A 12,547-nucleotide genomic window follows, 5' to 3' on the forward strand; every position below is an offset into this window, starting at 1 on the left:
GCCCCCTACGCCTATCCAAATCAGGAGATGCGCGATCGCTATAGCACTTTGCCGGTATATCCAGCCTGCTGATATTGATTTAACCCTTGATCCGCGATCGCTGACGCTTTTCCGGCACCCACTAAGGCAACACAAGCCCCGCCAAATCCGGCTCCAGTTAATCGAGCCCCAAATACCCCCGGTGTTGCTTGCAGAATCGCGACTAGCTGATCCATACCCGCGATCGATACTTCGTAATCATCCCGCAAGCTGGCATGGGAGTCATTCATTAATGTGCCAAATTGCTCGGCAGTGAGTCCTTGTTTTGCTTGCAGCACCCGATTGTTTTCAGTGATCACATGACGTGCCCGTTGTTGTAATGGCGCAGGTAACGCTGCGATCGCGGCTAAATCGGTGACATCCCGTAACGCGGGTACGCCGAGTTGTTGGGCGGCAGCTTCACACTCGGCACGACGCTGGTTATAGCCACTTCCGGCTAAGGTGCGGGGAATGCCACTGTCAATCATCAAAATCTCTGCCCCGGCGGGTAAGGGTAATAATTCCCGATCGAGGGTGCGAGTATCCAAAAATAATAAATGTTGGGTGTCGGCAAGACTGGATGCCATTTGATCCATGATGCCGCACTGCACCCCCGCATATTCCCGTTCGGCTTGCTGCCCCAGTTGGGCAATTTGCACATCATCTAAATCTAGTTGCAACAGCGATCGTAGGGCTCGTAGCATCGCTACTTCCAATGCCGCACTACTGGATAACCCCGCGCCGATCGGGACGGTGGACATCACATAAACATTGAGAGGAGGTACAGGAATCGCCTGTTGTTCGACCACCCGAATACAACCGACTAAATAACGGGCAAATTCTGAGGGAATTGGATCACTCGCTGCCCAATTCACGGTGGCACTGAGTTCCTGAGAGTAAAGATGATGACGATCGTCGGGGCTATAGCCCAGCAGGATGGTCGTTTGTTGAGGAATCGCGATCGGCAACACAAAGCCATCATTGTAATCCGTATGTTCGCCCAAGAGATTGACTCGACCTGGGGCACTTGCCTGGACTTGAGGAGCCGCATTGAAGATCTGTTCAAAGTTCATTCTGGCATTCCTGGTTAACGCATCAGCGGCAGGGGGCGGGGGCGATCGTGGACTGTCACCGTTGCCCAATTCGGATCGAGGGTGAGATTCTCTAATTGATTATTGCCATGCAAGAGAAAGGTATCTTCAATTTTGGCTCCTGTGAGACTGGGATTCCATGCCATTGCCATATTGGCGACCAGTCGATCGCGAGTTTGCGGCGTAGCGATCACTTCCCGCGACAGGTAGCCCGTCGTGCCCCCCTGATGATGTTCAGCGATCGCCGTGGGGTAGCCCTGTTGCTCGTAAGCTTGCTGCAATGTTCGATAGATGTGATCTAAAGGAGTATCAACCTGACACTGATCTAAGGCGATCGCTTCAATTTCGCGAATATCTTGATGCAATTGAGCTTGCGCGGCTGCCAGTTGACCAAACCCAACAAAGCGAGTCAAGTTGGCATACAGCCCGAAGCCCCGAGCGCAAAACACCAACATGGCGATGTTCCCCAGGCGCTCTGATTTAGCAGTGGCATGACGGTACAACGGTAATCGACGTTCTCCGGCAACTAAGGTTAAGGCGGGATGTAACCCTCGTTGCCATAATGCAGCCGCCCCGGCTCCGGCGAGTTGAGATTCCGTCCAATCGGGTTGAGCCTGGGTCAGGGCTTCAGTCATGGCGATGCTGGCGAGTTGGCCTACCTGCCGATAGCGATCGATCTCACTGGGGAGGAGTACCCGCTTGTGCTGAATTAAGGCATCGGGTAACGGGGCTTCGGTTGCCGTGGGTCGATCGCTGCATACCTGACCGCGATCAGTGGCAGCCGTGACAAAGTTGTCTCGTTGCTCCGTATCTGTCCAGGGAAAGGCAGCAATTTGAAACTCCGCCGATACTTCCTCATCCTGTAACCGTTGGGCTTCGATCGTATCAGTCAAAATCCAGGCAGCGCTGGCGGTAATGAACACCTCCGCAATGCCCGTTTCAGCCGCTAATAGGACGGCATTCGACCCCCCGGCGGTTGCCCAGGCAAACCAATCAGTACCCCGCAACCGGACTCCAGCAGCACCCGTTTCGCTTAAAATTTGGCGGACTACGTTGAGTTTGTGTCCAATTTCGGCTGAACTCATAACCGGACAGGAGTGTCTAGATGAACCATGACTGCTTGTAATTCTTTGGCTTTCTCTTCTGGCAGGGCATCGTTGGCAAACATACCCGCCGCCAGTTCTGTACCCGCTAAATATTTCAGTTTATCTGCGGTGCGGTAGGGTGGATAAAACTCCGCATGGAGATGCCATTCCGGGTGGGGTTGACCATCGATCGGTGCTTGATACCATGCCATCAAGTAAGGGAAGGAGCGCTGCCACAAGCCATCATATTTTAAGGTGACGGTTTTTAACGCGGCGGCTAAACTTTGGCGCTGCTCTGGGGTTAACTCCAGGAAGGTGGCGACGGGTTGAATCGGAGCCAGCCAAACTTCATAGGGATAGCGAGCACAGACGGGGACAAAGGCGATCGCATGATCATCTTGATAAATAATCCGTTGGTCAGCCACAATTTCCTGTTGAATCAGATCCGTTAATAAGCCACGTTGATGGTGCTGGTAATAGGTTTGTTGCTGGGATTGCATCCGCGCCGGGACAGGCGGCACAAAGGGATAGGCATAAATCTGTCCATGCGGGTGATGTAACGTTACACCAACTTCTACCCCTTTATTTTCAAACGGCAACACATATTGAATCTGCGGCATATTGCCCAGCGATCGCGTCCGGTCTGCCCAAACTTGCATCAATAACTCCAGGTGATCGAGCGGTAATGCCCCCAGGGAAGTCTGCGGATCTTGGGTAAACACCACCACTTCACAAGCTCCATTTGCCGGTAAGGTATCGACAATCAAACTAGGGGCAGCAGTTGCCTGAACTGCCATTGAGGGAAAGCGGTTATCAAATACGGCAATGTCATACTCGCCCGATGGCAACTCGGTTGGCACATCTGGATTAGTCGTGGGCGCTAGGGGATTATATTCCGGTGGCGGCATGAAGGTGCGTCCCTGCCGATGGCTGGCATAGGCAACCCATTCACCCCGTAAGGGATGCCAGCGTAAATGGGGATTGGCTTGCACTGGCTCATGACTGGGACTGGGAGCAAGGATGCCTGCCGCGATCGGACATCGGCTATAGAGCGTTAATTTGCGCCCATCGGGCTTCGTAAGTTCCTGGGAGTGCATCTTCACTGGCGGATCCCGGCACTGTTGATGCCGTCAGTATAACGCTCATCACCAGGTTGCATCTCGATCGAGAGGGACAAATGCTGCCACGATCGCCGTCGTATTCATGACTACCTAATGCCCCTTGCAGTGCTGAAGTCTGGAGTTGATTTTTCCATTCTCTACTTGTATCATCACTTCAGAGTTATTACGGTATTCCTACTGATAAACCGTAGATTGTTTCAAGGAGGCAATCATGACGCTGTATCTGATTGAAGGTGCATTGCAGCCACTCCAACCGGAGCAAATTCAGCAAGCCCTGGATGCCATTGCCGCCGCCGCCATTGAAGTGCAAGCAGAGCTAATCGAAGCCCAGGTGGGTGAAAGTTTACAGCGTTTATTTGTGGTGATTGATGCCAGGGATGACACGATCGCTCAACAAAGTTTTGCTGCTGGTGGGTTAACGGTGGCGTTGATCAAAGCCGTCCGCCTGCTCGGTCAAGATCTGGAAACGGTCAAAGCGCGGAAAGGCAAAGCGAATTACCTGGTGGAGTGGAATTTACCGGACGGTCTGACGATGGAAGCTTATTTGCAACGCAAAGCCGAAAAATCGCCTCTGTATGCCCAGGTGCCAGAGGTGCAATTCGAGCGCACCTATGTCTGTGAAGACCTGAGCAAATGTCTGTGCTTCTACGATAGTCCGGATGCCTCAACGGTCAAACAGGCGCGGGAAGTGGTTGGTGCCCCGATCGATCAACTGACACCCATTCGGAATCTGCATTGAGGAACCCACTATGATCAGTCAAGATACAGCGTTGCCCATCTCCCTGGCAGAAACAGCCAGACAGTTAAATGATGGGGGAGGGAATTGTCATGTTGGGGAATCGCTGGCGCAATTAGCCGCATCGGGTTATTTAGGTCTGGGGGTGGCTACGTCCCTGGGGGGTGTCGGTGGGCAACTTTGGGATGTTGTTCAGGGGATCGCCATGGTTTCTGAACAATGCCTCACCAGCGGGTTTGTGTTTTGGTGCCAGCGCACCTTGATTGAGTATGTGGTCGCCAGTGATAATTCCTGGTTGCAAGCCGAGATTTTGCCGCTTGTGTTACGGGCAGAGTGGTCGGGGGTGACGGGGTTATCGAATGCGATGAAACATCTGGCAGGCATTGAGCAACTGCGGATTCAGGCTAGCCTCAATGCTGACACAGTGCAATTAAATGGGTTTTTGCCCTGGGTATCCAATTTGCAACCAGACAAGTTTGTGGTGGCGATCGCGGCTCAAACCGTTAACGGGCAGTCACTGGTGGTGGCAGTACCAGCCAGTGCCAAGGGTCTGACACGCGGTGAAGACTTACAACTATTGGGATTGCAGGCTTCCTGGACAAGCACCCTCCAGTTTGACTCGGTGCAATTACCCCATGAATGGATCATCAGCGATCATGCGACCACCTTCTTACCCAAAATTCGTCCGGCATTTTTGCTGATGCAGTGTGGGTTAGCCTGGGGCATCGCCCGTCGATCGCTGCAAGAAACAGGGCAAAGCCTCAATCCTAACAACGAAGTTGCACTGAGTTCTCGCTGGCAGATCAACTCAACTCAGTTGCGTCACTTAGAGACAGAATTGCAGAGTCTTAGCACAACGAATATCACTGATTTCGGCATTGCTCAAATACGGCAACTATTTGAATTGAGAGTGACCTTAACACGCCTGGCTGTAGAGGTTGTGCAACTAGAACTGGAAGCCAAAGGTGGAGCCGCCTATCTCAAACCCAGTGGAACGGCACGCCGCTTGCGAGAGGTTTCTTTCCTGCCTGTACTCACCCCTAGCCTGGTGCAACTGGAGACGGAGTTACATCGTCATGCCTCGGCAGGTAACGCAATATGACCCAATCTTCTGCCGCAATCGCGGCATCCACAGATACCCATGCATCTGAAGAGGTGGTTTTGTGGGTGCAGCAATTACAGAAAGACTACTCCACCCGCCAGGAAACCTTCACTGCCTTTACAGACATTAACTTGCAGATCCATCAACGAGAAATCGTTTGTCTGCTTGGAGCCAGTGGCTGTGGCAAATCGTCGTTATTGCTGACTATTGCTGGGTTACAACCCGCTACTCAGGGTGGGATCTACTTACAGGGCAATCGCCTGCATACGCCCCATCCTGACATCGGACTGATGTTTCAACAGGCCGCTTTACTTCCCTGGTTAACGGTCTGGCAAAATATCGCCTTCGGTTTGCAACTGCGGCAAATGGCACACCTATCATGGGCAGAAATTCGATCGCGGATTAGTGAGGCGATCGCCAGTGTGCACTTGCAGGGCTGCGAACGCTCCTATCCCCATCAGTTATCGGGTGGGATGGCGCAACGCGTTGCCCTGGCGCGATCGCTGGCTCGCCAACCCAAACTGCTCCTGCTGGATGAACCTTTCAGCGCCCTGGATGCCATCACTCGGCTAGAGATGCAGAAGCTATTGCTGGAGGTGATTAACCGTCATCACAGTCCGGTGTTACTCGTCACCCATGACATTGATGAGGCATTACTCCTAGGCGATCGCGTGGTGTTGATGAGCCGTCGCCCTGGCAGAATTCATCGCGAGTGGCAGATCCCACAGCCTAAACCTCGATTTCAGACCGCTCACCGCTTGGCTGAACTAAGACTCGAAGTTTTCACCGAACTTGCCTCCCTACCATGAACAAACCTCTCATTCATTCTTACAACTGCCTCTGCTGCGGCATGAATCGGCGGGACTTCCTCAAACTCTCCAGCCTGTTTGCCACTTCTCTCACCACAACTGCGGCGATCGGGGGCTGCCAGTCGCAAAAACCTACAGTCTCAACTGACTCTACGAGTGTGTCATCCGTTGCCACCCGTCAACCAACGCTGACGAATGACCAACCTGTTAAAATCGGCTACCTGCCCATTACCGATGCCGCTCCACTGCTGGTGGCGCACTCTCGCAAACTGTATGAGTCAGAGGGTTTAACGGTTGAGCAACCCCGGTTATTCCGCTCCTGGGCACAGATTGTAGAGGCATTTTTAGCCCGTCAGGTAAACGTCATCCATGTGCTCATGCCCGTCACGGTTTGGATTCGGTATGGTCGCCAGTTCCCAGCCAAGGTAGTCGCCTGGAATCATACGAATGGTTCGGCGCTGACGGTGTTACCGGAAGTAGAAACACCCCAAGATCTGGGCGGCAAAACGATCGCGGTTCCTTTCTGGTATTCCATTCATAACGTGGTGCTGCAACAGGTGCTGAAGCAGGCAGGGTTACAAGTGGTGCGTCGCCCCAAAGATGCCGTTGTGGCTGCCAATGAAGTCAATTTGGTCGTGCTACCGCCACCGGATATGGTATCAGCTTTAGCCAATAAAAATATTGGTGGGTATATTGTGGCAGAACCGTTTAATGCCGCCGCAGAAACTAAGAAAACGGGGCGAATTCTCCGCTTTACTGGGGATGTTTGGAAAGATCATGCCTGTTGTGTTGTGTTTATGCATGAAGATGACATTACCCAACGCCAAGAATGGACGCAACGGGTTGTCAACGCCTTAGTTCAGGCCCAATCCTGGATGCGAGATCATCGTCCGGAAGTGGCTCAAATTCTTTCCAAAGATGGCGGTAAGTATACGCCCCATCCCCTCCCAGTTTTGCAACGGGCACTGACGTTTTATGACACCGAGTTTTACGGCAATCAGAAAGCCATTGAGCATCCCGATTGGAACATTCACCGGATTGATTTTCAACCCTATCCCTTTCCGTCTTACACCGAACAACTGGTGCGCCTGCTGAAGGACACTCAAGTAGAAGGGGAAACGGGTTTCTTGAATGCTCTCCAACCCGCCGCCGTGGCCACCGATTTGGTTGATGATTCGTTTGTCAAAGTGGCTTTACAACAGGTGGGTGGACCCCAGGTGTTTGGTTTACAGCCTGACCTTTCCCGCCAAGAAACCTTGATTGTCTAACCATCCGCATCACTGATGAGCCAACTTCTCGAACAAGCGACATGACCCAAACCTTGCCCTCCTCACATACTCGTTCCCTCAAACATCCCCTGCCACTGTGGGGATTAGCTGTTGGTCTGCTGATCTGGTGGCTGTTGACAACATCCCTCTGGTACACTGACCCGATGCGAGTTGATTTTTCCCCAGAACGTACAGTGGTTGCCCTGTTCCACCTGGTCGCCAGTGGGGCAATTGTACCGCACGTTATGGATAGCCTGCGGCGGGTGTTCGTGGGGTTACTGGCGGCGATCGCTCTGGGGGTACCGTTAGGGATTCTCCTAGGGTTATCCCATCCCCTGGAGCAGGCAACTTCTGCCCTGTTCCAATTTATCCGCATGATCTCACCTTTGTCCTGGATGCCGATTGCCATCATGGTGTTGGGTATTGGGGATTTACCCGTTTATTTTTTGCTGACGATCGCGGCGGTTTGGCCATTAATTCTGAATACATCAGCCGGAGTAGTCGGGGTCGATCGCCGTTGGCTCCTCCTCTCGAAAAGTCTCTGTGCTACCCGAGTGGAAACAATTAGTCGTGTGATCATCCCGGCGATTATTCCCCACCTGTTAACTGGGGTGCGGCTGGCGATTGGGATGATCTGGATTGTGCTGGTGCCTGCGGAAATGTTAGGCGTGAGTGCTGGCTTGGGGTATTACATTCTTGACACCCGTGATCGGCTTGCTTACTCAGAATTGATGGCAGTTATTTTGATCATTGGCGCGATCGGCTATTGTCTCGATACAAGTTTGCGAGTTGCTTATTATCGTTGGATTCACCAACCCTAAATTCATTGATTCAATGGTGCTTGTCCATTACCTCGGATGATTTCAAGCGTTAGATAGCGTCTTAGCATGATGAATTGCTTGTGTTTCTCCATTGTCTATGGCAGCATAAGTTCATGTCTTAATCTACGCTTTATCGATCAACAAACCGTATTTTTGAGTCGGAGTAGTCCCATGACTGTGCGATCGCGATGGAGCCGTAAACCGGCTCAGGTTTTTGTTTTGCTTGCATCTCTGGTGGCAAGTTTAGTATTGGTTTCTACCCTGGTGTTTCCCTCAGTTGCCGCTGCTCCTAAATCAACTGTGCAATTCGTATCACCAGACTGGGTTGCCGCCCATGTTAAAGACCCAAGTTTGCGGGTGTTGGATGTTCGCACCGCCCCCCTGGAATATATTTCAGACCATTTGCCCAATGCAGTGAACATTGCCGACACAGCTTTTCGGGGACCCAATGGTGTATTGCCTGTGCAATATTGGGATACGAATAAACTTGGGAGCATTTTCTCAAAGGCAGGTGTGTCCAACGACAATCGTGTGTTGGTTTACTCCAATGGTAATGATGTATTAGGCGCAACGATGGTAGCCTATTTGCTGGAACGTTCCGGTGTGAAAAATATTTACGTTTTAGACGGTGGTTTTGCTGGCTATAAAGCAGCGGGACAAGCAACAACTAAAGTATTTCCTCGTTATACCCCTGGGACGTTTGTTGTGAAGGATAACCCAGCCATTCGCGTCTCGTTGCAAGAAGTCGAACAGTTGATTGGTAAACCGGGTGTTGTTTTTATTGATCCTCGTCCGCCTGAGCTTTTCCGGGGTGAAAAAGATATCTGGATTCGCAATGGTCATATTCCCGGTGCCCGAAATATTCCCTGGCCCACCTTTACTGAAGCCAATAATCCTCAGGAAAACTTGAAGAACCCCCACAAACTCAAGTCATTGGATGCAATTCGTCAATTGCTGGCAGAACGGGGCATCAAACCAACCGATGACATTATTGTGACATGCAGTACCGGCAGGGAAGCCACCCTCCAATACACGGTGCTAAAGCATCTCTTGAATTATCCTAAAGTACGAATCTACGAAGGCTCTTGGACGGAGTACAGTACAACAACTTTACCTGTGGCGACTGGGCCTGAGAAGGTACTCACATCGGATGGGCGTTAGGAATACTGATGAAAATCATACGATCGCTGTTTCTAGCCTTGCTATTGTCTGTAGGAACATTATTCCTACTCAGCTTGATTAGGGTCGATCAACCCAGTGTAGCCAGTTGTGATCCACCTCCTGAGCCGCCCAAACCTTCTAAACCGAAATAGCGTTTAGACACCATAAATTGCTTGCTGGATGGTAGGAGAGGAGCGTCGGCTCTTAATCTCTGGTCGATTGCGATGGAAATAATGGGACTATGGACGGTATTTCAGAACCTTTAACCCCTATCAATGCTCTGCCCCAACGGTTGCGACCTCAGCGGTTGATGGTCGCGATCGCCCTGTGCCTTCTCACCGCCGGTGCGATCGTCCTCAGCCAATATGGGTGGAAACACAGCCTCCTCTTTATCATTGGCGGCTTGTTCGGAGTCACACTCTACTATTCCAGCTTTGGCTTTGCCTCCGCTTACCGCAAATTGTTGATGCAACGCGAAGTGCGGGGACTATATGCCCAACTGTTGATGCTGGCAATTGCCACCATTCTGTTTGCCCCGATTCTAGCCAGCCAAACCGTTTGGGGCCAATCGGTTCGGGGCGCAGTTGCGCCTGTGGGTATGCAGGGCGCAATAGGGGCACTGTTGTTTGGCATTGGTATGCAACTGGGGGGAGCTTGCGGTTGTGGCACACTATACACCATTGGCAGTGGCAGTTTAACCATGCTGCTAACGCTATTAACGTTTTGTATTGGTGCGTTTGCTGCCAGTCTCACCCGCCAACTGTGGGCAGGGCTTCCCGCCACCTCACCGATCGTCTTGGGGCATGAAATCGGTTGGCTTCCCGCCACGATCGTACAACTGGTGCTGTTTGGGATAGGTTTTTTCCTACTGCGTTGGTGGAGTCGAGGAAAAGCAGAAAGTGGTAGACAGGCAGCAGCAGGACTGCCAGAGGGCACAGGACAAGGGATAGACCGAACCCTGAACCCTCCGTCCTCCGCCCTCAACTCTGCTTCTAACTCCCAACTTTTCATTCCTCAACCTCTGCGTGGCTCTTGGTCTTTGGTTGCTGGTGCCATCACTCTTGCCATTTTGAACTGCTTCACCCTCCTACTATCTGGTCAACCCTGGCGAATTACCTGGGGATTTGCCTTATGGACAGCTCAAATTGCCACCTGGTTAGGATGGAATTCTACCTCCAGTCCATTTTGGAGCAGTGAAGCGAGTCAAAAGGTACTGAGTCAGGGCGTATTGGCTGATGTGAGTTCGGTGATGAATATTGGCATTATTTTAGGTGCAGTGTTGGCAGCTGCATTCGTGGGTCGTTTGATCCCCAAAGGGCAATTTACTCCGGCTCTTATTGGCAGTACGTTACTGGGGGGATTGATCATGGGGTATGGTGCTTTTCTTGCCTACGGTTGTAATGTCAGTGCCTTTTTCGGTGGCATTGCCTCAACTAGTGTGCATGGCTGGATTTGGATTATTTTTGCTCTACTCGGCACGACGATCGGCATTCGCCTACGTCCCCTGTTTCAGTGACCCCGGTAGTCCATTCCGGTTGATGCCGATAGATTGTGCGGCTAGCTCAATGTGCATGACTATACTCCAGTCAACGCCACCCTGGATTTGCTGATTGATGGGGAACGTGGGATCTGGCATTTAGCCAATAATGGCGCAATTTCCTGGGCAGAGTTAGCCCGACAGGTTGCCATGTTAGCGGGGTTTTGTGCCAGTCGGATTGCCGCCCGTTCGACCCAGCAGATGAATTGGGTTGCACCTCGTCCTGCCTATGGTGTGCTGAGTAGTGAGCGAGGGATGTTGTTACCGACGCTCGATCGCGCGATTCATACCTATTTACGCGATCGCATCCGTTAAGCAGCGGAAATTAAAGCAGACCGGGGATTGGGATACCCAGAATCAGAATCATAAAAAAGCCCAGACTGTAACAGCCTGAGCTAGTAAAAGCCAAATTTCTTTTATGCTAAACGCATGAAACTTGAACTATTTATTTGGATCACTGAAGCGAACTAATAGCTGCGCGAGAAATTGTTGCGCGAGAAACCATCCCGACGCTGACCGCCGCCACCCCCAAAGGAGCTACGGTTTTCGCGGGGCTTAGCTTTGTTCACTTTCAGATCACGACCCATCCACTCTGCCCCATCCAGGGCTTCAATGGCAGCATCCTCTTCAGCATCCGAACTCATTTCGACGAAACCAAAGCCGCGCATACGACCCGTTTCCCGATCGGTAGGTAGCTGAACCCGCTTCACAGTCCCATACTCTGCGAAAACGGCAGTTACGTCCGCTTCAGATACCTGATAGGACAGGTTACCAATGTAAATCGACATTCAATGATCTCCAAAATCAAGAAAATGTAGAGAGTGAGATTTCGGAGAGAAGCCTGCCAAGAACAACGTGAAAAATCCGTCAATACTAGAAACAAACACTGCAACCGACTCTTATCTCCAACTTCAATTATCGTAGCACTTTTTCAATCAATGCAAAACAAATTCTCAAGCGAATTCTCTGTCTTTAGACGGATTTTTGCTTAAATTTGCTAGTGAATACCGGGAATCCTGGTGATCCGCTCTGAGACTCCTTATCTAGACAGATGTTATGAAACCCTGAATTGATCTGCAATAAGGTATCGCTTCACCGGGTTTAGGGAGTTAACAGTATGACGGTAGTATTGACGATTTGGTTACTGGCAGCGTTCTATACAGCCGTGTGGTCTGCCTATCGAGTTTGGCAACGCCGGACAGAGATTGAACACCATCGGAGAGCGCGTCGATCGTCGTCTCAGGGATTCTCGAATACTGTCAGTGATGTTAATCTACCCGCCGCCTTAAAGGCGCAGCGATCGCCGGATCGAGCGTTAGCTCCAGAATTTCGTCCGTCCGTAACGCCATCGGAACTGCCTCCGGAATTGGAGGTCACTTTAGCCACCTCCCTGCCTCTCTCTGAAGTCGTTAACCCAGCAGAAACGACAATGCCGTCTGTAGCGATGAATAATTTGGTTGCTGGCGAACCTGCTGCATCGGAGGAGCCCTCTCACTCACCTCAGGATGTTTTAGCCGAAATTGCTCAGTTGGATCAGGCCGAATCGATGGAGTCGCTGGATCAACTGACCCAATATCTTGATCACCCTGATAGTGTGATGCGATCGGCGTTAGCTTCTGTGTTAGGTGAATTAGCGATCAAACGGCAGGGGCAACATTTGGATCAAATTATCACGATGCTGAATACGTTGGCGACTGATACCAACCTTCAGGTGAAAACCAAGGCAATGGCAGCCTTAGGACGAATTGGCACAGAGCTAGACATCGTTTAACCCCATCCCTAACCCTGCTCCTGATGG

At 51.5% G+C, this 12,547-nt stretch carries 13 protein-coding genes; 9 read left to right on the plus strand and 4 right to left on the minus strand.

All coding sequences use genetic code 11. The features are described from left to right. Positions 1 to 38: 38 nt before the first annotated feature. The 3 genes from galK to galT are packed head-to-tail and all read right to left on the minus strand — an operon-like array spanning position 39 to position 3,291. Positions 39 to 1,091, minus strand: coding sequence for a galactokinase (gene galK, locus ACN4EK_RS01250; RefSeq protein WP_431655516.1), 1,053 nt, complete (start codon positions 1,089 to 1,091; stop codon positions 39 to 41). Between the two features lie 14 nt (positions 1,092 to 1,105). Beyond that, positions 1,106 to 2,194, minus strand: a complete 1,089-nt coding sequence (locus ACN4EK_RS01255) for a M24 family metallopeptidase (protein WP_431655518.1) — start codon at positions 2,192 to 2,194, stop codon at positions 1,106 to 1,108. Continuing rightward, positions 2,191 to 3,291 carry a galactose-1-phosphate uridylyltransferase gene (gene galT, locus ACN4EK_RS01260; protein ID WP_431655733.1) on the minus strand — a complete coding sequence of 367 codons (1,101 nt, stop codon included), beginning with the start codon at positions 3,289 to 3,291 and terminating at the stop codon, positions 2,191 to 2,193. The genes ACN4EK_RS01255 and galT overlap by 4 nt, the downstream gene beginning before the upstream one ends. A 235-nt stretch (positions 3,292 to 3,526) precedes the next feature. Between galT and ACN4EK_RS01265 the strand changes: the two genes are divergently transcribed. The 8 genes from ACN4EK_RS01265 (at position 3,527) to ACN4EK_RS01300 (ending at position 11,064) form a co-directional block, all read left to right on the plus strand. Beyond that, the gene (locus ACN4EK_RS01265; protein ID WP_431655519.1) at positions 3,527 to 4,054 is read left to right on the plus strand and encodes a DUF4242 domain-containing protein; all 528 of its coding nucleotides are present in this window, start codon (positions 3,527 to 3,529) and stop codon (positions 4,052 to 4,054) included. A gap of 10 nt (positions 4,055 to 4,064) precedes the next feature. After that, on the plus strand, positions 4,065 to 5,153 hold the full coding sequence (locus ACN4EK_RS01270; RefSeq protein ID WP_431655521.1) for a hypothetical protein: 1,089 nt from the start codon (positions 4,065 to 4,067) through the stop codon (positions 5,151 to 5,153). Next, the gene (locus tag ACN4EK_RS01275) at positions 5,150 to 5,962 is read left to right on the plus strand and encodes an ABC transporter ATP-binding protein (RefSeq protein WP_431655522.1); all 813 of its coding nucleotides are present in this window, start codon (positions 5,150 to 5,152) and stop codon (positions 5,960 to 5,962) included. Before ACN4EK_RS01270 ends, ACN4EK_RS01275 begins: the two co-directional genes overlap by 4 nt. Next, positions 5,959 to 7,230: an ABC transporter substrate-binding protein gene (locus tag ACN4EK_RS01280; RefSeq protein WP_431655523.1), complete on the plus strand. Its 1,272-nt coding sequence runs from the start codon at positions 5,959 to 5,961 to the stop codon at positions 7,228 to 7,230. Before ACN4EK_RS01275 ends, ACN4EK_RS01280 begins: the two co-directional genes overlap by 4 nt. A 41-nt stretch (positions 7,231 to 7,271) precedes the next feature. Further along, on the plus strand, positions 7,272 to 8,051 hold the full coding sequence (locus ACN4EK_RS01285) for an ABC transporter permease (RefSeq protein WP_431655524.1): 780 nt from the start codon (positions 7,272 to 7,274) through the stop codon (positions 8,049 to 8,051). Positions 8,052 to 8,222: 171 nt separating this feature from the next. Beyond that, positions 8,223 to 9,212, plus strand: coding sequence for a sulfurtransferase (locus ACN4EK_RS01290; protein ID WP_431655525.1), 990 nt, complete (start codon positions 8,223 to 8,225; stop codon positions 9,210 to 9,212). A gap of 241 nt (positions 9,213 to 9,453) precedes the next feature. Further along, the gene (locus ACN4EK_RS01295; protein WP_431655526.1) at positions 9,454 to 10,728 is read left to right on the plus strand and encodes a YeeE/YedE family protein; all 1,275 of its coding nucleotides are present in this window, start codon (positions 9,454 to 9,456) and stop codon (positions 10,726 to 10,728) included. Between the two features lie 51 nt (positions 10,729 to 10,779). Then, positions 10,780 to 11,064: a sugar nucleotide-binding protein gene (locus ACN4EK_RS01300; protein WP_431655528.1), complete on the plus strand. Its 285-nt coding sequence runs from the start codon at positions 10,780 to 10,782 to the stop codon at positions 11,062 to 11,064. Positions 11,065 to 11,216: 152 nt separating this feature from the next. Here ACN4EK_RS01300 and ACN4EK_RS01305 read toward each other — a convergent pair whose 3' ends face one another. Further along, entirely contained in the window at positions 11,217 to 11,537 is a 321-nt protein-coding gene (locus ACN4EK_RS01305; RefSeq protein WP_431655529.1) for an RNA recognition motif domain-containing protein, read from the minus strand. A 329-nt stretch (positions 11,538 to 11,866) separates the two neighbouring features. On the opposite strand from ACN4EK_RS01305, the gene ACN4EK_RS01310 reads away from it, so the two are divergent. Further along, the gene (locus ACN4EK_RS01310) at positions 11,867 to 12,520 is read left to right on the plus strand and encodes a hypothetical protein (protein ID WP_431655530.1); all 654 of its coding nucleotides are present in this window, start codon (positions 11,867 to 11,869) and stop codon (positions 12,518 to 12,520) included. Positions 12,521 to 12,547 lie beyond the last annotated feature (27 nt).

The sequence above is a fragment of the Pantanalinema rosaneae CENA516 genome (genome assembly GCF_050753385.1).
Taxonomy (GTDB): domain Bacteria; phylum Cyanobacteriota; class Cyanobacteriia; order Leptolyngbyales; family Leptolyngbyaceae; genus Pantanalinema; species Pantanalinema rosaneae.

Excerpts from the sequence above, each read along its gene's own strand:
- ACN4EK_RS01305 (WP_431655529.1), bottom strand. The coding sequence starts at position 11,537 with ATGTCGATTTACATTGGTAACCTGTCCTATCAGGTATCTGAAGCGGAC.
- ACN4EK_RS01295 (WP_431655526.1), top strand. The coding sequence starts at position 9,454 with ATGGACGGTATTTCAGAACCTTTAACCCCTATCAATGCTCTGCCCCAA.
- galK (WP_431655516.1), bottom strand. The coding sequence starts at position 1,091 with ATGAACTTTGAACAGATCTTCAATGCGGCTCCTCAAGTCCAGGCAAGT.
- ACN4EK_RS01285 (WP_431655524.1), top strand. The coding sequence starts at position 7,272 with ATGACCCAAACCTTGCCCTCCTCACATACTCGTTCCCTCAAACATCCC.
- ACN4EK_RS01270 (WP_431655521.1), top strand. The coding sequence starts at position 4,065 with ATGATCAGTCAAGATACAGCGTTGCCCATCTCCCTGGCAGAAACAGCC.
- ACN4EK_RS01290 (WP_431655525.1), top strand. The coding sequence starts at position 8,223 with ATGACTGTGCGATCGCGATGGAGCCGTAAACCGGCTCAGGTTTTTGTT.
- ACN4EK_RS01310 (WP_431655530.1), top strand. The coding sequence starts at position 11,867 with ATGACGGTAGTATTGACGATTTGGTTACTGGCAGCGTTCTATACAGCC.
- ACN4EK_RS01280 (WP_431655523.1), top strand. The coding sequence starts at position 5,959 with ATGAACAAACCTCTCATTCATTCTTACAACTGCCTCTGCTGCGGCATG.
- ACN4EK_RS01255 (WP_431655518.1), bottom strand. The coding sequence starts at position 2,194 with ATGAGTTCAGCCGAAATTGGACACAAACTCAACGTAGTCCGCCAAATT.
- ACN4EK_RS01275 (WP_431655522.1), top strand. The coding sequence starts at position 5,150 with ATGACCCAATCTTCTGCCGCAATCGCGGCATCCACAGATACCCATGCA.
- galT (WP_431655733.1), bottom strand. The coding sequence starts at position 3,291 with ATGCACTCCCAGGAACTTACGAAGCCCGATGGGCGCAAATTAACGCTC.
- ACN4EK_RS01265 (WP_431655519.1), top strand. The coding sequence starts at position 3,527 with ATGACGCTGTATCTGATTGAAGGTGCATTGCAGCCACTCCAACCGGAG.